Raw genomic sequence first — 19,038 nt, 5'->3', positions numbered from 1 at the left:
TTAGCCAGCCGCTTTAACCAGCGGGTAAACGAAGACTTAAAGAAATGGCCACTATCCACGTAGACGGCAAAGATTTCGAAGTCGATGGTGCAGACAACCTCCTGCAGGCCTGCCTGTCCCTCGGACTCGATATCCCCTACTTCTGCTGGCACCCGGCGCTTGGCAGCGTCGGCGCGTGCCGCCAGTGCGCGGTCAAGCAGTACAACGACGAGAACGACACCCGTGGTCGTATCGTCATGTCCTGCATGACGCCTGCCACCGACAACACCTGGATCAGCATCGACGACGAGGAGTCCAAGGCGTTCCGCGCCAGCGTCGTCGAATGGCTGATGACCAACCACCCGCACGACTGCCCGGTGTGCGAGGAAGGCGGTCACTGCCACCTGCAGGACATGACGGTGATGACTGGGCACAACGCCCGCCGCTACCGCTTCACCAAGCGTACCCACCAAAACCAGGAGCTCGGCCCGTTCATCGCCCACGAGATGAACCGCTGCATCGCCTGCTACCGCTGCGTGCGCTACTACAAGGACTACGCCGGCGGCACCGACCTGGGCGTCTACGGCGCGCATGACAACGTGTACTTCGGCCGCGTCGAAGACGGCACGCTGGAAAGCGAATTCTCCGGCAACCTGGTCGAGGTCTGCCCGACCGGCGTGTTCACCGACAAGACCCACTCCGAGCGCTACAACCGCAAGTGGGACATGCAGTTCGCCCCGAGCATCTGCCATGGCTGCTCCAGCGGCTGCAACATCAGCCCCGGCGAGCGCTACGGCGAGCTGCGCCGCATCGAGAACCGCTTCAACGGCTCGGTGAACCAGTACTTCCTCTGTGACCGTGGCCGCTTCGGCTATGGCTACGTCAACAATGCGGATCGCCCGCGTCAGCCGCTGCTGGCCGGCCAAGCCGTCGGCATCGATGCCGCGCTGGACAAGGCCGCCGAGCTGCTCAAGGGCAAGCGCGTGATCGGCATTGGCTCGCCGCGCGCCAGCCTGGAGTCCAACTTCGCCCTGCGCGAACTGGTGGGCGCCGACAACTTCTATAGCGGCATCGCCGCTGGCGAGCTGGCCAATATCCGCCTGATCCGCGACATCCTGCAAAACGGCCCGCTGCCGACGCCGACCCTGCGCGATGTCGAGCTGCACGACGCCATCTTCGTCCTTGGTGAAGACCTGACCCAGACCGCCGCACGCATGGCCCTGGCCCTGCGCCAGGCGGTCAAGGGCAAGGCCACCGAGATCGCTGCCGGTGCGCGGATTCAGGACTGGCACATGGCCGCCGTGCAGAACGTCGCCCAGCACGCTCGTCACCCGCTGTTTATCGCCAGCGTCACGGAAAACCGCCTGGACGACGTGGCCGCCGAAAGCGTGCACGCTGCCCCAGCGGATCTGGCTCGCATCGGTTTCGCCGTGGCTCATGCCATCGACCCGAGCGCACCGGCGGTCGACGGCCTGGAAGCCGAGGCGCAGGCGTTGGTACAACGCATCGCCGACGCCCTGCTGGCAGCCCAACGCCCGCTGATCGTCTCCGGCGCCTCGCTGGGCGACAAAGCCCTGATCGAAGCCGCCGCCAATATCGCCAGCGCGCTGAAGAACCGAGAGAAGAATGGCTCGCTGAGCCTGGTGGTACCGGAAGCCAACAGCCTGGGCCTGGCACTGCTGGGTGGCGAGTCCGTCGATGCCGCGCTCGATGCGCTGAGCAACGGCCAGGCCGATGCCATGATCGTGCTGGAAAACGACCTGTACCGCCGCGCCGATGCCGCCAAGGTCGATGCCGCACTCAGCGCCGCGCAGGTGGTGATCGTCGCCGATCACCAGCGCACCGCCACCAGCGAACGTGCCCAGCTGCTGCTGCCGGTGGCGAGCTTCGCCGAAGGCGACGGCACCCTGGTCAGCCTGGAAGGCCGCGCCCAACGCTTCTTCCAGGTCTACGAGCCGAGCTATTACGACGCGGGTATTCTGATCCGCGAAGGCTGGCGCTGGCTGCACGCGCTGCACAGCACCCTGCAAGGCAAGGTCGTGGACTGGACGCAACTGGATCAGGTCACCGAAGCCTGCGCCGCCAGCAACCCGCTGTTGGCAGGGATCAAGGACGCCGCGCCTAGCGCCTCGTTCCGCATCAAGGGCCTCAAGCTCGCCCGCGAGCCGCACCGCTACAGTGGTCGTACCGCCATGCGCGCCAATATCAGCGTGCACGAGCCGCGTCAGCCGCAGGATCAGGACAGCGCCTTCGCCTTCTCCATGGAAGGCTACGCCGGCAGCAAGGAAGACCGACAGCAGATTCCGTTCGCCTGGTCGCCGGGCTGGAACTCGCCGCAGGCCTGGAACAAGTTCCAGGACGAGGTCGGTGGTCATCTGCGTGCCGGCGACCCCGGCGTGCGCCTGCTCGAAGCCGCTGGTAACGCCCTGCCCTGGTTCGCCGTCAATGCTGCGTTCAACCCGGCAGCCGGCACCTGGCAGGTGGCGCCGCTGCACCACCTGTTCGGCAGCGAGGAAAACTCCGCGCGCGCCAAGCCGATTCAGGAGCGTATGCCCGAGCCCTATGTGGCCCTGGCTCGCGATGAAGCGGCTCGCCTTGGGGTGAACGACGGTGCACTGCTGGCCCTGCGCGTCAACGGTCAGGCACTGCGCCTGCCGCTGCAGGTACGTGATGATCTGGCCGTCGGTCTGGTCGGCCTGCCGGTTGGCTTGCCGGGCATTCCGGCAACAGTCGCCGGCGCCAGCGTGACCCTGCTGCAGGAGGCCGCGCAATGAGCTGGTTGACGCCCGAACTGATCGAGATCGTCATTGCGGTACTCAAGGCCATCGTCATCCTGCTGGTGGTGGTGGTCTGCGGCGCGCTGCTGAGCTTCATCGAGCGCCGTCTGCTCGGCTGGTGGCAGGATCGCTACGGCCCCAACCGTGTGGGGCCGTTCGGCATGTTCCAGATCGCCGCCGACATGATCAAGATGTTCTTCAAGGAGGACTGGACGCCGCCGTTCGCCGACAAGTTCATCTTCATCCTGGCGCCGATGATCGCCTTCGCCGCGATGCTGATGGCCTTCGCCATCATCCCCATCACCCCGAACTGGGGCGTGGCGGATCTGAACATCGGCATCCTGTTCTTCTTCGCCATGGCGGGTTTGTCGGTCTACGCGGTGCTGTTCGCCGGCTGGTCGAGCAACAACAAGTTCGCCCTGCTCGGCAGCCTGCGTGCCTCGGCCCAGACCATCTCCTACGAGGTGTTCCTGGCCCTGGCGCTGATGGGCGTGGTGGCGCAGGTCGGCTCGTTCAACATGCGCGACATCGTCGATTACCAGGCGCAGAACCTGTGGTTCATCATTCCGCAGTTCTTCGGCTTCTGTACCTTCTTCATCGCTGCTGTCGCCGTGACCCACCGTCACCCGTTCGACCAGCCGGAAGCCGAGCAGGAGCTGGCCGACGGTTACCACATCGAATACGCCGGGATGAAATGGGGCATGTTCTTCGTCGGCGAATACGTGGCCATCGTCACCGTATCGGCGCTGCTGGTCACCCTGTTCTTCGGTGGCTGGCACGGCCCGTTTGGCATCCTGCCGCAGATTCCGTTCTTCTGGTTCGCGCTGAAAACGGCCTTCTTCATCATGATCTTCATCCTGCTGCGCGCGTCGATCCCACGCCCGCGCTATGACCAGGTCATGGCCTTCAGCTGGAAGTTCTGCCTGCCGCTGACCCTGATCAACCTGCTGGTGACCGGCGCCGTCGTGCTGGCCACGGCCCAGTAAGGAGAAAATCAATGTTCAAGTACATCTGGGACGTGCTGGTCGGTACCGGCACCCAACTGCGCAGCCTGGCCATGGTCTTCAGCCATGGCTTTCGCAAACGCGACACCCTGCAATACCCGGAAGAACCGGTCTACCTGCCGCCGCGCTACCGTGGCCGCATCGTCCTCACCCGCGACCCCGACGGCGAAGAACGCTGCGTGGCCTGCAACCTGTGCGCCGTGGCCTGCCCGGTGGGTTGCATCTCGCTGCAGAAAGCCGAGACCGATGACGGGCGCTGGTACCCGGAGTTCTTCCGCATCAACTTCTCGCGCTGCATCTTCTGCGGCCTGTGCGAGGAAGCCTGCCCGACCACCGCGATCCAGCTCACCCCCGATTTCGAGATGGGCGAGTTCAAGCGTCAGGATCTGGTGTACGAGAAGGAAGACCTGCTGATCAGCGGCCCCGGCAAGAACCCGGACTACAACTTCTACCGCGTTGCCGGTATGGCCATCGCCGGCAAGCCCAAGGGCGCCGCGCAGAACGAGGCCGAGCCGATCAACGTCAAGAGCCTGCTGCCTTGAGGAGCTTCTGATGGAATTCGCGTTCTACTTCGCCGCCGGTGTGGCGGTGGCAGCAACGGTCGGGGTGGTCACCAACACCAACCCGGTGCATGCCCTGCTCTATCTCATCGTCTCGCTGCTGGCGGTGTCGATGGTGTTCTTCGCCCTCGGTGCGCCCTTTGCCGGCGCGCTGGAAATCATCGTCTACGCCGGCGCCATCATGGTGCTGTTCGTCTTCGTGGTGATGATGCTCAACCTTGGCCCGGCTGCTGCCGAGCAGGAGCGCAAGTGGCTGACGCCTGGCATCTGGGTTGGCCCGGCGATTCTCAGCGCCTTGCTGCTCGGCCAGTTGCTCTATGTGCTGCTGAATCATGTCAGCGACGCCCATATCGGTCACACCACAGTGGAAGCCAAAGCCGTCGGTATCAGCCTGTTCGGCCCCTACCTGCTGGCGGTGGAGCTGGCTTCCATGCTGTTGCTCGCCGCACTGGTCGCTGCCTACCACCTGGGCCGCCATGACGCCAAGGAGCCAACCGTATGACCGGCATTCCACTCGAACACGGCCTGGCCCTAGCCGGCGTGCTGTTCTGCATCGGCCTGGTCGGTCTGATGGTGCGGCGCAACATTCTGTTCATCCTGATGAGCCTGGAAGTGATGATGAACGCCGCTGCACTGGCCTTCGTGGTTGCCGGCGCCCGTTGGGGCGCGGCTGACGGCCAGGTGATGTTCATTCTGGTGATCACCCTGGCAGCCGCCGAGGCCAGCATCGGCCTGGCGATCCTGCTGCAGCTGTATCGCCGCTTCAACACCCTGGATATCGACGCTGCCAGCGAGATGCGCGGATGAACCTTCTAGCCCTGACTCTATTCTTCCCGCTGCTCGGCTGGCTGCTGCTGGCCTTCTCGCGCGGACGCTTCTCGGAAAACACCAGCGCAGTGATCGGTGTCGGCTCCATCGGCCTGGCGGCCGCCAGCGCTGCCTGGGTCATCGCCGCCTTTCTCGGCAATCCGCCGGCCGGCGGCGCCTACAGCCTGACCCTGTGGCAGTGGATGAGCGTCGAAGGCCTGGCGCCGAGCTTCACCCTGCATCTGGATGGCCTGTCCGCCACCATGCTCGGCGTGGTCACTGGCGTGGGTTTCCTCATCCACCTGTTCGCCAGCTGGTACATGCGCGGCGAGGAAGGCTATTCGCGCTTCTTCGCCTACACCAACCTGTTCATCTTCAGCATGTTGCTGCTGGTACTCGGCGATAACCTGCTGGTGCTGTTCTTCGGCTGGGAAGGCGTGGGCCTGTGCTCGTACCTGCTGATCGGCTTCTACTACAAGCACGTACCCAACGGTAACGCGGCGCTCAAGGCGTTCATCGTCACCCGCGTCGGCGACGTGTTCCTGATGATTGGCATGTTCATCCTGTTCCTCAACCTCGGCACCCTGAGCATCCAGGAGCTGATGGTGCTGGCGCCGCAAAAGTACGTAGCTGGCGACGCCTGGCTGTGGGTTGCCACGCTGATGCTGCTCGGCGGCGCGGTGGGCAAGTCTGCCCAGTTGCCGCTGCAGACCTGGCTGGCCGACGCCATGGCCGGCCCGACCCCGGTGTCGGCGCTGATCCACGCGGCGACCATGGTCACCGCCGGCGTCTACCTGATCGCCCGTACCCATGGCCTGTTCCTGCTGACCCCGGAGATTCTCGAGCTGGTCGGCGTCGTTGGCGGCGTGACGCTGGTGCTGGCCGGTTTCGCCGCACTGGTACAAACCGACATCAAGCGCATCCTCGCCTACTCGACCATGAGCCAGATCGGCTACATGTTCCTGGCCCTGGGCGTCGGTGCCTGGGACGCGGCGATCTTCCACCTGATGACTCACGCCTTCTTCAAGGCCCTGCTGTTCCTCGCCTCCGGTGCGGTGATCCACGCCTGCCACCACGAGCAGAACATCTTCAAGATGGGCGGCCTGTGGAAGAAGCTGCCGCTGGCATACGCCAGTTTCGTCGTCGGTGGCGCGGCGCTGGCTGCCCTGCCCTTGGTCACCGTGGGTTTCTACTCCAAGGACGAGATCCTCTGGGAAGCCTTCGCCAGTGGCCATAGCGAGCTGTTCTACGCTGGCCTGGTCGGTGCCTTCATGACCTCGATCTACACCTTCCGCCTCATCTTCATCGCCTTCCACGGCGAGCAGAAGACCGAGGCGCACGCCGGCCATGGCATCGCCCACAATCTGCCGCTGCTTGTGCTGATCGTGCTGTCCACCTTCATCGGCGCCTGGATCACTCCACCGCTGGCTGGCGTGCTGCCGGAAAGCGCCGGCCATGCTGGTGGCGAGGCCAAGCACAGCCTGGAACTGCTCTCGGGCCTGGTCGCGGTCAGCGGTATCGTCATTGCCGCCCTGCTCTTCCTCGGCAAACGCCGCGTTGCCTCCGCAGTGGCGCAGAGCGCGCCGGGTCGCCTGCTGAGCGCCCTGTGGTTCGCCGCCTGGGGCTTCGACTGGCTCTACGACAAGCTGTTCGTGCGCCCTTATCTGCTGCTCTGCCACCTGCTGCGCCGCGACCCCATCGACCGCAGCATCGGCCTGATTCCGCTGCTCGCGCGTGGTGGCAACGACGCACTGGTACGCAGCGAAACCGGCCAGGTGCGCTGGTACGCCGCTTCGATCGCCGGGGGCGCCGTACTGGTGCTCGCCGCCATCCTCTTTCTGAGTTAAGGAAAACAGCCTGATGATTCTGCCCTGGCTAATCCTGATTCCCTTCATTGGCGGCCTGCTGTGCTGGCAAGGCGAGCGCTTCGGCCACGCCCTGCCGCGCTGGATCGCCCTGATCACCATGGGTCTGCTGTTCGTCCTGAGCCTGTGGCTGTGGGTCAGCGGCGACTTCACCCTGGCCCCTGCCCCGGACGGCGGCCCACGCTGGGCCCACGAGTTCGTCATCGACTGGATCCCGCGTCTGGGCATCACCATCCACCTGGCGATGGACGGCCTGTCGGTGCTGATGGTGGTGCTCACCGGTCTGCTCGGCGTGCTCTCGGTACTCTGCTCGTGGAACGAGATCCAGCACCGCGTCGGCTTCTTCCACCTCAACCTGATGTGGATTCTCGGCGGTGTGGTCGGCGTGTTCCTCGCGGTCGACCTGTTCCTGTTCTTCTTCTTCTGGGAAATGATGCTGGTGCCGATGTACTTCCTCATCGCGCTCTGGGGTCATAGCGGCAGCGATGGTCGCACCCGCATCACCGCCGCCACCAAGTTCTTCATCTTCACCCAGGCCAGCGGCCTGATCATGCTGGTGTCGATCCTGGCCCTGGTGTTCGTGCACTTCAACCAGACCGGCGTGCTCAGCTTCAACTACGCCGACCTGCTGAAGACCGAACTGGCGCCGGGCACCGAATACCTGCTGATGCTCGGTTTCTTCGTCGCCTTCGCGGTGAAGTTCCCGGTGGTGCCGGTGCACTCCTGGCTGCCCGATGCCCACGCCCAGGCGCCCACCGCTGGCTCCGTTGACTTGGCCGGTATCCTGCTGAAAACCGCCGCTTACGGCCTGCTGCGTTTCGCCCTGCCGCTTTTCCCCAACGCCTCGGCGGAGTTCGCGCCCATCGCCCAGTGGCTCGGTGTGTTCGCCATCGTCTACGGCGCCCTGCTGTCGTTCGCCCAGACCGACATCAAGCGCCTGGTGGCCTACTCCAGTGTGTCGCACATGGGCTTCGTGCTGATCGCCATCTATTCGGGCAGCCAGATCGCCCTGCAGGGCGCGGTGGTGCAGATGGTTGCCCACGGCCTGTCGGCCGCTGCGCTGTTCATCCTCTGCGGCCAGCTCTACGAGCGCGTGCACACCCGTGACCTGCGCCAGATGGGCGGCATCTGGGCGCGCATGCCCTGGTTGCCGGCCATCAGCCTGTTCTTCGCTGCCGCCGCGCTGGGCCTGCCGGGCACCGGCAACTTCGTCGGCGAATTCCTCATTCTGCTCGGCAGCTTCCCCAGCGCACCCTGGGTCGTGGTGCTGGCCGCCACTGGCCTGGTGCTCGGCTCGGTTTACGCTCTGGCGATGATTCACCGCGCCTACTTCGGCCCGGTGCAACAGGATACGCCGCTGCCCGGCCTCAAACCGCGCGAGCTGGCCATGGTGCTCGGCCTTGGCGTACTGCTGATTCTGCTTGGCGTTTACCCGCAACCGGTGCTCGATACCTCCGCTGCCAGCATGCATGGCGTGCAGCAGTGGATGGCTGGCGCCCTCGATCAACTCGCCTCGGGCCGGTAAGGGTAAGGATTAGAGACTCATGGAACATCACGCTGTCGACTTCACCCTGCAACACTTGATCGCCCTGCTGCCGCTGCTGGTGACCAGCCTCACCGCTGTCGTGGTGATGCTGGCCATCGCCGCCAAGCGTAATCACACGGTGACCTTCATCCTCTCCGTGGTGGGCCTGAACCTGGCGCTGCTATCGCTGATTCCGGCACTGGAGGTGGCGCCGCTCGAAGTCACCCCGCTGCTGCTGATCGACAAGTTCGCCTGCTACTACATGGCCCTGGTGCTGGCCGCCAGCCTGGCCTGCATCACGCTGATCCACGCCTACCTGGGCGGCGATTCGGGCAAGGGCTATCCGGGCAACCGCGAGGAGCTGTACCTGCTGGTATTGCTGTCCGCCGCTGGTGGTCTGGTACTGGTCAGTGCGCAGCACCTGGCCAGCCTATTCATCGGCCTGGAACTGCTGTCGGTGCCCACCTACGGCATGATCGCCTACGCCTTCTTCAACAAGCGCTCGCTGGAGGCTGGCATCAAGTACATGGTGCTGTCGGCAGCCGGTTCGGCCTTCCTGCTATTCGGTATGGCGCTGCTGTATGCCGAGTCTGGCAACCTGGCGTTCGCTGATATCGGTATCAGTCTGATGCGCGAGAGCAGCCAACTGGTGCAGATCGGCATTGGCATGATGTTGATCGGCCTGGCCTTCAAGCTGTCGTTGGTGCCCTTCCACCTGTGGACGCCGGACGTCTACGAAGGCGCTCCGGCGCCAGTAGCGGCCTTCCTCGCCACTGCCAGCAAGGTGGCGGTGTTCGCCGTGCTACTGCGCCTGTACCAGATGTCCCCGGCCATGAGCGGCGGCTGGCTTAACGAACTGCTGACCCTGATCGCCATTGCCTCGATCCTGTTCGGCAACCTGCTGGCGCTGCTGCAGAACAACCTCAAGCGCCTGCTCGGTTACTCCTCCATCGCCCACTTCGGTTACCTGCTGGTGGCCTTGGTGGCGAGCAAGGGCCTGGCGGTGGAAGCCGTCGGCGTATACCTGGCCACCTACGTGCTGACCAGCCTGGGCGCCTTCGGCGTGATCACCCTGATGTCCACGCCCTACAGCGGTCGTGATGCCGATGCCTTGTACGAATACCGCGGCCTGTTCTGGCGCCGTCCGTACCTGACCGCCGTGCTTACGGTGATGATGCTGTCACTGGCCGGCATTCCGCTGACCGCAGGCTTTATCGGCAAGTTCTACGTGATCGCCGCAGGTGTCGAAGCGCAACTGTGGTGGCTGCTCGGCGCCATGGTGCTGGGCAGCGCCATTGGTGTGTTCTATTACCTGCGGGTGATGGTCACCCTGTTCATGCGCGAACCCAACCTGCATCGCCACGACGCGCCCTTCGACTGGGGCCAGCGCGCCGGCGGCATCATGCTGCTGGTGGTCGCCCTGCTCGCCTTCTTCCTTGGCGTGTATCCGCAGCCGCTGCTGGAGCTGGTGCAGCAGGCCGGACTGGTCGCCCTGGCGCAGTAAGCGAAGCCCCGCAAACGAAGAGCCCCCGCAGATGCGGGGGCTTTCTTTTAAGGGTCGCGGCTAAAGCCCCTCCCACAGGTCTTCGAGGCGACTTGTGGGAGGAGCTTTAGCCGCGACAGTCATATGCGTCAGCGATCCCCAGGCTTCTGATCAATGCCCGCCCAGGTAAGCGTTGCGCACCTCTTCGTTGCCCAGCAGCTCAGCACCGGTGCCGGTCAAGCGGATTTCTCCGGTAACCATCACATAGGCGCGATCCGACAGTTTCAGCGCATGGTTGGCGTTCTGCTCCACCAGAAAGATGGTCATGCCGGTCTGCGCCAGCTCGCGCAGGGTGGCGAAGATCTGCTTGACCACGATGGGCGCCAGCCCCAGTGAGGGCTCATCGAGCAACAGCAGTTTGGGCCGACTCATCAGCGCGCGGGCGATGGCGAGCATCTGCTGCTCGCCGCCAGACATGGTCATCGCACGCTGGTTGCGCCGCTCCTTCAAGCGCGGAAACAGCTCGAACATCCGCTGGATATCCTCGTCAGCATGGGCCATGCCGATGGGAATGGTGCCCATCAGCAGGTTCTCCTCCACGCTCATGTCCGGGAATACCCGACGCCCCTCGGGTGACTGGGCGATGCCATTGGAGGCGACATAGTGCGCCGACTTATCGGTGATATCGGTGCCCTGGTAGAGAATCTGCCCGCCGCTGGCGCGCGGCTGACCGAAAATCGACATCAGCAACGTGGATTTACCGGCACCATTGGCGCCAATCAGGCTCACCGTCTCGCCTTGATCGATGTGCAGGCTTACCGACTTCAGTGCCTGAATCGGCCCGTAGTGCACATCGATATTCTTGAACTCCAGTAACGGCGAACTCATGCCACATCCTCTTCATCCGCGCCGAGGTAGGCGGCGATCACTTTGGGGTCGTTCTTGATCTGCTCTGGCGTGCCCTGAGCGATCACGTTGCCGTATTCGAGCACGACGATATGGTCGGAAATGTCCATCACCATGCCCATGTCGTGCTCGATCAACAGCACGGTAATCTGGTGCTCATCACGCAGGCGACGAATGATCCGGCTCAGCGCCTGAGTCTCGGCCGGATTGAGGCCAGCGGCGGGTTCGTCCAGGCAGATCAGTTCGGGCTGCGTGCACATCGCACGGGCGATTTCCAGACGGCGCTGCTGGCCATAGGACAATTCACCGGCCAGGCGATTGGCGCAATCGACCAGATCGACCACCTCCAGCCAGTAGAAGGCATGATCGAGCAGATTCGATTCGCGGCGGCGAAAGCCAGGGGTGTTGAGAATGCCCGCCAGCAGATTGCGGTTGGAGGACATGTGCTGAGCCACCAGCAGGTTCTCCACCACCGACATTTCCTTGAACAGGCGAATGTTCTGGAAAGTGCGCGCCAATCCGGCGCGGTTGACCAGATGGGTACCGCCAAACAACTTGTACCAGAGGCGCCTGACGAAGCTACCGGGCTGCACGAAATCATGGGGCTGAAACGGCTCACCGAGCACCTGGATGACGTTGGTCGTGGTGGCCTGCGCATTGAGCTTGATGCTGCCACCACTGGCCGAGTAGAAGCCGGTCAGGCAGTTGAACACCGTGGTCTTGCCGGCACCATTGGGGCCGATCAGCGCCGAAATCGAGTGGCGCTGGATGCTGAAATTCACATCGTTGAGCGCCTTGATGCCACCGAAATGCATCTTCAGGCTGTCGACCGCAAGGATCTGTTCGCTCTGTTTCATGGCGCCACCCCCTTGCGAATCGCATAGCCGGTTCGGCTAACGCGCACGAGGCCGCGTGGGCGCCAAATCATCATCAGCACCATCAGCACACCGAACACCAGCATGCGAACGTCACCGAACTCGCGCAGCAGCTCGAACAGCAGCGTCATGGTGAAGGCCGAAATGACCACGCCGAGGGTAGACCCAAGCCCGCCGAGCACGACGATGGCCAGCACTAGAATCGACTCGAGAAAGTTGAACGACGCCGGGTTGATGAAGCCTTGGTAAGTGGCGAAGAACACCCCGGCAATGCCGGCAGTGGAGGCGCCGATCATGAACGCCGAGAGTTTCACCATCACATGGTTCAGGCCCATCGCACGGCAGGCGATTTCATCTTCGCGCAGCGCCTCCCAGGCCCGGCCAATCGGCATGCGCGTCAGTCGATGCTTGATATAGAGCACAGCCAGCACCACCAGAAACAGTACGCCGTAGACCACGATCATCGACATGCTGGGGTTGTAACTGATGCCCAGCAACTCGTGCAGCGGCGTACCACCGTCCTTGGCGCGGCGACCGAATTCGATGCCGAAGAAGGTGATCCCCGGAGCGGAAACGCCGTTGGGGCCGTTGGTGAACTCCATCCAGTTGTTCAGCACCAGGCGGATGATCTCGCCAAACCCGAGGGTGACGATGGCCAGGTAGTCGCCATGCATGCGCAGCACCGGAAAACCCAGGATCGCCCCGGCAACCGCCGCCATCACCGCCGCAATCGGCAACATGCTCCAGAAGCCCAGATCCAGGTACTGATACCCCAGCGCCAGGCCATAGGCTCCGATGGCGTAGAAGCCGACATAGCCCAGATCGAGCAGCCCAGCCAGGCCGACCACGATGTTCAGGCCCAGGCCCAGCAGCACATAGATCAGGCAGAGAATCACCACCGTCAGCCAGTATTTGCTGGCCAGGAACGGGAAGGCGATCGCCACCAAGATGATCAGCGGCAGGATGAAGCGCAGGCTGGATTTGTGATCGGCAGGCAAGACATGCACGCCGCCGTCGTTACGGCGAAACACGGCGAACCACTTGCGCCCCCTGGCCGTCTGGCCGAAGGCGCTGAGCAGAAAACGCCCGGTCATGACGATGGCCACCAGCAGCGCCACGCGCTGCGGCTGCAGATTGAAGTCATAGCCGTCGAGTACGATGCCGACGATGGGGCCGAACACCAGCAGCGCGAGCAGACCGGCCAGCGCGGTATCACGCAGCACCGCCTTGAAGTCGAATGTCTCTGTCATGCTGTTACACCTTGGTCACTTGCGGTTTGCCGAGCAGCCCCTGCGGGCGAAAGATCAGCACCAGAACCAGCAGCGAGAAGCTGAACACGTCCTTGTAGTCGGAGTTGACCATGCCCGCGAACTGCGCCTCGGACACCCCGAGAATCAGCCCGCCGAGCATCGCTCCAGGCAGTGAACCGATGCCGCCGAGCACGGCCGCGGTGAAGGCCTTGATGCCGATGATGAAGCCGGCATAGAAATCGAAGGTGCCGTAATTCATGGTGATCAGCACCCCGGCCAGCGCCGCCATCGACGCACCGATGACGAACACGTAGGAAATCACCCGGTCGGTGTTGATGCCGAGGATCGAGGCCATCTTGCGATCCTGCTGAGTCGCGCGGCACATGCGGCCGAGCTTGGTGTGCTGGATCACGTAATGCAGGATCGCCATGCCGATCAGCGAGGCGACGATGATGAACAGCTTGGTGTAGGTCAGTTGCACATAGCCTTCGCCGATGTGGAACTTGATCACTCCGTCGAGCAAGGTCGGCACGCCCTGCTGCCGCGCGCCCTGGCTGAGCTGGACGAAGTTCTGCAGGATCAGCGACATGCCGATGGCGCTGATCAGCGGCGCCAGCCGCGTCGAATTGCGCAGCGGCTTGTAGGCGATACGCTCGATGGTCCAGCCATAGACGCCGGTGATCACGATGCTGAACACCAGCGTGCCGAGAATCAGAAAGGGGAATGAATCGACGCCAAAGAAGGCCAGCACGGCCAGGCCGATGGCGGCCAGGTAGGCGCTGATCATGTACACGTCGCCGTGGGCGAAGTTGATCATGCCGATGATGCCGTAAACCATGGTGTAGCCAATGGCGATCAGGCCGTAGACCGAGCCCAGCGTCACGCCATTGATCAATTGCTGCAGAAAGATGCCGTCCATGAAGAAACTCTCACAGGCAGAAAAGACAGGCCTCGACGCGACGTACGCGGCGATGCCAAAGCGCGCGCGCACGACGACCCGAGCGGCCGCCGTGCGCAGTCGGAATCAGGGCAGTTGGTGGTACTTGCCCTGGTCGTCCCACTCGTACATCACGTAGTCGGAGACTTGCAGGTCGCCCTTCTCGGTGAAGGCTTTCTTGCCCATCACGGTATCCACGCTATGGCCCTTCAGCCATTCGCTGGCCTTGGCCCCGTCGGTGCTGCCCACCGCATTGAAGGCCGCCGCCAGGGTCTGTACCGATGCGTAGGAATACAGGGTGTAGCCTTCCGGCTCGAAGCCGCTGGCGCGGAACTTCTCGATTACGGCCTTGCCTTCCGGGATCTGCCGCGGATCGGCGCCGAAGGTCATCAGCACGCCCTTGGTGTATTGCGGGCCACCGGCGGTGGTCACCAGTTCGTCGGTCACCACGCAGTCGCCGGAAACGAAGGTGGCGTTGACGCCCTGCTCACGCATCTGCCGTACCAGTGGGCCGGCTTCCGGGTGGCAGCCGCCGAAGTAAACAACGTCGGCACCGGCCGCGCGAATCTTGGTCACCAGCGCGTTGAAGTCCTTCTCGCCACGGGTCAGACCTTCGTACAGCACGGGTTCGATACCACGCTTGGCCAGTTGCGCCTTGGTCGCATCGGCCAGCCCCTGGCCGTAGGTGTCCTTGTCGTGGATCACCGCGACCTTCTTGGCCTTGAGCTTGTCGACCAGGTAATCGCCCGCGACGATGCCCTGCTGATCATCACGCCCGCACATGCGGAACATGCCGGTCAGGCCACGCTCGGTAATCTGCGGGTTGGTCGAGCCGGGGGTGATGGCGATGATACCGGCCTCGTCGTACACCTCCGACGCCGGCATGGTCGAGGACGAGCAGAAGTGGCCGACCACACCCACCGCCTTGTCCGAATCCACCAGGCGGTTGGCCACGGCTACGGCCTGCTTCGGCTCACAGGCGTCATCGGCCTTGACCAGGGTGATCTTCTCGCCATTGACGCCACCGGCGGCATTGATGTCCTCGGCGGCCTGAGTCGCCCCGCGCCAGTACTGCTCGCCATACGAGGCATTGGCACCGGTATGCGGGCCGGCGACACCGATCACGACATCGGCCAGAGCCAGGGAAGAAGAGCCCAGTGCGGCGCTAACCGCCAAGGCCAGAAAACCTTTTCTGTAAATCTTCTGCGACATGTGGTGCTCCTGAGTGTTGGTTTTGGCAGCAGTGACGGAGCAAGGCTTATGCCAGTAAAAAAAACCAACTGAAAAGAAGCGAATCCACGGGCTGAATGCGCGAAAGACCACCGATCTACGGGTTTCCAGGCCTATCAGTGCCACCTGCCTTGGCGGGATTGTCTAGCGAGGACAGCGCTTACTTTCGGTAACGGCACTGGGCCATGACGCACGCCAGCCCCAGGTTAGTGCGAAAAATCCACTCATCCGCACCAGCAGCCGGCAACACCCAGTGCAGCGCTCAGGTTAAGCACGCTGGCAGCAGCAGGCGATGTACGAAGCTCGGGCGATACAGGCCTAAGGGATCACGAAGCGCTATTTTTCTTGCGGAATCGACCAGGCGCGACGCCAAACATTTCGCGAAAGCGGCGCTGGAAATGCGAAGGTGTCACGAAGCCGCACGCGACCGCGACCTCGAGCAATGGCTTGTTGGTGTACTGCAGCAACTGCCTGGCTCTGGAAAGGCGCAGCTCCAGGTAATAGCGGGGCGGAGTCGCTTTCATGTGGAAACAGAACAAGCGCTCGAGGTGACGGCGGGAAATACCGGAGTAACGAGCGATCTCGCCGATGCCGATAGGGTCTTCTATGTTGTTGTGCATCAACTCCAGCGCGGTCTTGAGCGAGTTGGGCAAGGTGGGGTCAAGATCGATCGAAGCCACGGAAACATCGTAGGTCTGCCCCATCCTGTCGCAGCTCAGCACCTCCTCGACTGAGCCGACCAGCTCGGCGTCAGCGGTCTGTCGCACGATCTCCAGCATCATATGCAGCGAACTGTTGGCCCCGGCACAGCTGACTCGCTTGCGATCGACCACGTAGGAACGGCTGCTCACCTTCACCTTGGGGAACAGCTCGGTGACCATCACCCGCCCTTCCGGGTGGAACGCACACTCGTAGCCATCCAACAGTCCCGCCTCGGCGATAAAGTAAGCACCGTTCCACAATCCACCGAGCGTGACGCCGCTCGCCTCGGCCTGACGCAACTTGCTGCGCAGCAGGGGGATGGCCTGCAAATGAGTGCGGAACCCCCCGCACACCACGATCATGTGCTGCGCTCGTTCATTCAGGTCGGCAAGCCGGCAGTCGACGGAGATGGCAATGCCCAGGTCGCTGATCACCACGTCCTGATTGCCGACCACGAGCACCTTGTAGAGAGGCGTGGTACTCATCAGGTTGGTCGTGACCAAAGCATCCACCGCGCCGGTGAAGGCCATCATCGAGAAGTTTTCCAGCAACACGAAGGCCACGGAGAAGACAGCGGCAGGCTGCGCCTGACCTTGCTTTGGCTCTAGGTAAATACGGTTCCTGTCTTTGAGGACACTCTCGAACGATGTTTTCACAGCCAGACAATTTCCTCTCGAACGTTATGGCCCATGCAGAACGATGGTGTCGTCACGCGAGCCTGCTGAAAGCAGCCTTTTCGATAACACCAAACCGGGCTTTCCTGAAAGCTGCCATGACCTCTACAGCAGGGAGTACCACCTCCAGAGTGCCATTCCGATACTCTCCGGCTCCGCGAGCAACTACCTCGTCGCCGCAGCGGCCTCTGACGTCTAGAAAGCGACAGATCCCGGCAGAATCGCCTTTTTATACAGTCAACCGAATACCCGTCGTCAGGGTTCTGCATGCCGCGCCCGATCTCGAGGTGCATTCGCTGCTCGTGACCACTTAAGGCCTGCCGCACGGCATTATGACGCGCACGGGCTGTGCCTAACGCCGCGCGACCATAAACAACCGCGGGAACGGCAGCAGCACCTTGCCATCAGCCTGCGCCGGATACGCCTCGGCAATCGCTGCCTCATAACGTTCGAGAAAAGCCGCCTGCTGCTCGGCGTCCAGCGGCTGCAGGAACGGCAAAAGCGCCGTGGACTTGAACCATTCCACCACCGCTGCTGCATCGTCCAGCACATGGAAATAGGTGGTGCGCCAGATATCCAGCTCGCTGGCGTGGGCGCCGAGGATGTCGTAGTAGGTCCGCGCGTCGTGCCGCTCTGCATGCTGCACATGCGCAATACGCGCAGCCCATGGCCCGTCAGTCGCCACCTCCCTGGCCAGACGGTGTGCCGGCTCCTGCAGGTTGTCTGGCGTCTGGATCGCCAGCCAGCCGCCGGGCGCCAACTGCGCGAGCAATCGCGGGTATAGCCCGGCGTGATCAGGCAGCCATTGCAACGAGGCGTTGGCCAGGATCAGTTGTGGCGCGCGCTCGGCCTGCCAGTGCTGGATATCCGCCAACTGGAATGCCACCTGCGGCAGACGCGTACGCGCCGCACGCAGCATATCGTCGCTGCTGTCGATGCCGATCACCTGCGCCTCGGGTGCATGCGCCTGCAACACGGCCGTGGAGTTACCGGGGCCACACCCCAGGTCGACGGCCAGCTCGATACCCTCGCGCGGCACCGCCGCCAGCAGGTCATGTACCGGGCGCGTACGTTGACGTTCGAACAGGGAATACTGCTGGGCAGACCAGGTCATCTTCAGGCACCTAAAACATATTCGACGCCGCAGGATAACAGGCTACGCCTGGCCACAGATCACCGGCAGTTTTCCGCTCTCGATCAATCGTCGAGTGGCGGAAAGCCGCCGCGCCACGTGAAGTCGATCACAGCCCTCTTACATCAGCAAACAGGCTGGCGGAAATTCGCCACAATGGCACAACCCTTGCGAATGAAGGGCACACCTGCGGCCCGACAATCCCCTGCCATACTCATCGCGATGGGCCCCAGCGACCAACACCGAGCACCCTCCATGAGTGCTCGCACGACCGACAAGAAGAAAAGGAAGCAGTATGTTCAACACCATCCGAGCCCTGGCCACCGGCGCCCTGGCGCTGGCCGCCCTCAGTTGCCAGGTGGCGCTGGCCGAAGAACCTATCCTGATCAAGTTCTCTCACGTGGTAGCCGACAGCACGCCCAAAGGCCAGGGTGCGCTGATGTTCAAGAAGCTGGTCGAAGAACGCCTCGAAGGCAAGGTCAAGGTCGAGGTCTACCCTAACTCCACGCTGTATGGCGATGCCAACGAGCTGGATGCCCTGCGCAACAACGAAGTGCAATTGCTGGCACCCTCGCTGGCCAAGTTCGATCAATACACCAAGCAGCTCCAGGTGTTCGACCTGCCGTTCCTGTTCGATGACCTGGAGGCCGTCAACCGCTTCCAGAAACGCGCCAAGGGCCGACAGTTGCTGCGCTCGATGGAAGCTCACGACATCGCCGGCCTGGCCTATTGGCACAACGGCATGAAGCAGCTTTCCGCCACCCGAGCGTTGCATGTGCCCACGGACGCCAAAGGCCTTAATTTCCGCATCCAGCCCTCGGCGGTTCTGGAATCACAATTCAGCGTGATTGGCGCAAATAGTCAGAAACTGCCCTTTTCCGAAGTCTTCGATGCATTGAAGAGTGGCAAGGTGCAAGGGGCGGAAAACCCCTGGTCGAACATCTACAGCAAGAAACTGCATGAAGTGCAGCCCTTCATCAGCGAAACCAACCATGGCGTGCTGGACTACATGTTGGTGAGCAACTCGCGCTTCTGGTACAGCATCCCGCACCAGGTTCGTACCGAACTGGAAGCGATCATCGACGAAGTGACCTACGCGGTGAACAAGCAGGCCGAAGCCGACAACCAGGCCGACCGCCAGCGCATCATTGATTCCGGTCGTAGCCAGGTCATCAGCCTGACGCCGGAACAGCGCCAGGCCTGGCGCGACGCCAAGCGCCCGGTGTGGGCGCAATTCGAGGATCAGATCGGCAAGGACGTGATCAAGGCGGCGCAAACGGTCAATCGCAAGCACCGCGAATGACGGCCGGTCGGCATGGCGAATGCCCGCCA

At 62.9% G+C, this 19,038-nt stretch carries 16 protein-coding genes; 9 read left to right on the top strand and 7 right to left on the bottom strand.

Features of this window, described 5'->3' with window-relative positions; all coding sequences use genetic code 11:
* The first annotated feature begins 44 nt into the window (after positions 1 to 44).
* From nuoG to nuoN, 8 genes are read left to right on the top strand one after another with little or no spacing between them, the layout of a single operon-like run.
* Positions 45 to 2,753, top strand: a complete 2,709-nt coding sequence (nuoG, locus tag ACODS1_RS03835) for an NADH-quinone oxidoreductase subunit NuoG (RefSeq protein WP_489084610.1) — start codon at positions 45 to 47, stop codon at positions 2,751 to 2,753.
* On the top strand, positions 2,750 to 3,742 hold the full coding sequence (nuoH, locus tag ACODS1_RS03830; RefSeq protein WP_489084609.1) for an NADH-quinone oxidoreductase subunit NuoH: 993 nt from the start codon (positions 2,750 to 2,752) through the stop codon (positions 3,740 to 3,742). Before nuoG ends, nuoH begins: the two co-directional genes overlap by 4 nt.
* 11 nt (positions 3,743 to 3,753) lie before the next feature.
* Positions 3,754 to 4,302: an NADH-quinone oxidoreductase subunit NuoI gene (nuoI, locus tag ACODS1_RS03825; protein WP_013715472.1), complete on the top strand. Its 549-nt coding sequence runs from the start codon at positions 3,754 to 3,756 to the stop codon at positions 4,300 to 4,302.
* 10 nt (positions 4,303 to 4,312) lie between these two features.
* Positions 4,313 to 4,822, top strand: coding sequence for an NADH-quinone oxidoreductase subunit J (gene nuoJ / locus ACODS1_RS03820; RefSeq protein ID WP_041979356.1), 510 nt, complete (start codon positions 4,313 to 4,315; stop codon positions 4,820 to 4,822).
* Positions 4,819 to 5,127, top strand: coding sequence for an NADH-quinone oxidoreductase subunit NuoK (nuoK, locus tag ACODS1_RS03815; protein WP_003460477.1), 309 nt, complete (start codon positions 4,819 to 4,821; stop codon positions 5,125 to 5,127). Before nuoJ ends, nuoK begins: the two co-directional genes overlap by 4 nt.
* Positions 5,124 to 6,974, top strand: a complete 1,851-nt coding sequence (gene nuoL, locus ACODS1_RS03810) for an NADH-quinone oxidoreductase subunit L (RefSeq protein WP_489084608.1) — start codon at positions 5,124 to 5,126, stop codon at positions 6,972 to 6,974. The genes nuoK and nuoL overlap by 4 nt, the downstream gene beginning before the upstream one ends.
* Before the next feature lie 13 nt (positions 6,975 to 6,987).
* The gene (gene nuoM / locus ACODS1_RS03805) at positions 6,988 to 8,517 is read left to right on the top strand and encodes an NADH-quinone oxidoreductase subunit M (protein ID WP_489084607.1); all 1,530 of its coding nucleotides are present in this window, start codon (positions 6,988 to 6,990) and stop codon (positions 8,515 to 8,517) included.
* A gap of 19 nt (positions 8,518 to 8,536) precedes the next feature.
* Positions 8,537 to 10,021, top strand: coding sequence for an NADH-quinone oxidoreductase subunit NuoN (nuoN, locus tag ACODS1_RS03800; RefSeq protein ID WP_489084606.1), 1,485 nt, complete (start codon positions 8,537 to 8,539; stop codon positions 10,019 to 10,021).
* Positions 10,022 to 10,171: 150 nt separating this feature from the next.
* On the opposite strand, the gene ACODS1_RS03795 is transcribed toward nuoN, so the two are convergent.
* The 7 genes from ACODS1_RS03795 to tam all read right to left on the bottom strand — a co-directional run bounded on the left by ACODS1_RS03795 (position 10,172) and on the right by tam (position 17,688).
* Positions 10,172 to 10,888, bottom strand: a complete 717-nt coding sequence (locus ACODS1_RS03795; protein ID WP_489084605.1) for an ABC transporter ATP-binding protein — start codon at positions 10,886 to 10,888, stop codon at positions 10,172 to 10,174.
* Entirely contained in the window at positions 10,885 to 11,763 is an 879-nt protein-coding gene (locus ACODS1_RS03790; protein ID WP_489084604.1) for an ABC transporter ATP-binding protein, read from the bottom strand. The genes ACODS1_RS03795 and ACODS1_RS03790 overlap by 4 nt, the downstream gene beginning before the upstream one ends.
* The gene (livM, locus tag ACODS1_RS03785; protein ID WP_489084603.1) at positions 11,760 to 13,031 is read right to left on the bottom strand and encodes a high-affinity branched-chain amino acid ABC transporter permease LivM; all 1,272 of its coding nucleotides are present in this window, start codon (positions 13,029 to 13,031) and stop codon (positions 11,760 to 11,762) included. Before livM ends, ACODS1_RS03790 begins: the two co-directional genes overlap by 4 nt.
* 4 nt (positions 13,032 to 13,035) lie before the next feature.
* On the bottom strand, positions 13,036 to 13,950 hold the full coding sequence (locus ACODS1_RS03780) for an ABC transporter permease subunit (protein WP_159971273.1): 915 nt from the start codon (positions 13,948 to 13,950) through the stop codon (positions 13,036 to 13,038).
* 105 nt (positions 13,951 to 14,055) lie between these two features.
* On the bottom strand, positions 14,056 to 15,180 hold the full coding sequence (locus ACODS1_RS03775; RefSeq protein ID WP_489084602.1) for a branched-chain amino acid ABC transporter substrate-binding protein: 1,125 nt from the start codon (positions 15,178 to 15,180) through the stop codon (positions 14,056 to 14,058).
* Positions 15,181 to 15,524: 344 nt separating this feature from the next.
* Complete coding sequence (locus ACODS1_RS03770) at positions 15,525 to 16,556, bottom strand: GlxA family transcriptional regulator (RefSeq protein WP_322977887.1); 1,032 nt, start codon at positions 16,554 to 16,556, stop codon at positions 15,525 to 15,527.
* Between the two features lie 370 nt (positions 16,557 to 16,926).
* Positions 16,927 to 17,688: a trans-aconitate 2-methyltransferase gene (gene tam / locus ACODS1_RS03765; protein WP_489084601.1), complete on the bottom strand. Its 762-nt coding sequence runs from the start codon at positions 17,686 to 17,688 to the stop codon at positions 16,927 to 16,929.
* A 313-nt stretch (positions 17,689 to 18,001) separates the two neighbouring features.
* On the opposite strand from tam, the gene ACODS1_RS03760 reads away from it, so the two are divergent.
* The gene (locus tag ACODS1_RS03760; protein WP_489084600.1) at positions 18,002 to 19,009 is read left to right on the top strand and encodes a TRAP transporter substrate-binding protein; all 1,008 of its coding nucleotides are present in this window, start codon (positions 18,002 to 18,004) and stop codon (positions 19,007 to 19,009) included.
* The last annotated feature ends 29 nt before the right edge of the window (positions 19,010 to 19,038 follow it).

It is taken from the genome of Pseudomonas sp. FG29, assembly GCF_057809355.1.
This window is presented reverse-complemented; position numbering and strand designations above follow the sequence as displayed.

Coding starts and splice junctions, on each gene's coding strand:
- nuoG (WP_489084610.1), top strand. CDS start 45: ATGGCCACTATCCACGTAGACGGCAAAGATTTCGAAGTCGATGGTGCA.
- nuoH (WP_489084609.1), top strand. CDS start 2,750: ATGAGCTGGTTGACGCCCGAACTGATCGAGATCGTCATTGCGGTACTC.
- nuoI (WP_013715472.1), top strand. CDS start 3,754: ATGTTCAAGTACATCTGGGACGTGCTGGTCGGTACCGGCACCCAACTG.
- nuoJ (WP_041979356.1), top strand. CDS start 4,313: ATGGAATTCGCGTTCTACTTCGCCGCCGGTGTGGCGGTGGCAGCAACG.
- nuoK (WP_003460477.1), top strand. CDS start 4,819: ATGACCGGCATTCCACTCGAACACGGCCTGGCCCTAGCCGGCGTGCTG.
- nuoL (WP_489084608.1), top strand. CDS start 5,124: ATGAACCTTCTAGCCCTGACTCTATTCTTCCCGCTGCTCGGCTGGCTG.
- nuoM (WP_489084607.1), top strand. CDS start 6,988: ATGATTCTGCCCTGGCTAATCCTGATTCCCTTCATTGGCGGCCTGCTG.
- nuoN (WP_489084606.1), top strand. CDS start 8,537: ATGGAACATCACGCTGTCGACTTCACCCTGCAACACTTGATCGCCCTG.
- ACODS1_RS03795 (WP_489084605.1), bottom strand. CDS start 10,888: ATGAGTTCGCCGTTACTGGAGTTCAAGAATATCGATGTGCACTACGGG.
- ACODS1_RS03790 (WP_489084604.1), bottom strand. CDS start 11,763: ATGAAACAGAGCGAACAGATCCTTGCGGTCGACAGCCTGAAGATGCAT.
- livM (WP_489084603.1), bottom strand. CDS start 13,031: ATGACAGAGACATTCGACTTCAAGGCGGTGCTGCGTGATACCGCGCTG.
- ACODS1_RS03780 (WP_159971273.1), bottom strand. CDS start 13,950: ATGGACGGCATCTTTCTGCAGCAATTGATCAATGGCGTGACGCTGGGC.
- ACODS1_RS03775 (WP_489084602.1), bottom strand. CDS start 15,180: ATGTCGCAGAAGATTTACAGAAAAGGTTTTCTGGCCTTGGCGGTTAGC.
- tam (WP_489084601.1), bottom strand. CDS start 17,688: ATGACCTGGTCTGCCCAGCAGTATTCCCTGTTCGAACGTCAACGTACG.
- ACODS1_RS03760 (WP_489084600.1), top strand. CDS start 18,002: ATGTTCAACACCATCCGAGCCCTGGCCACCGGCGCCCTGGCGCTGGCC.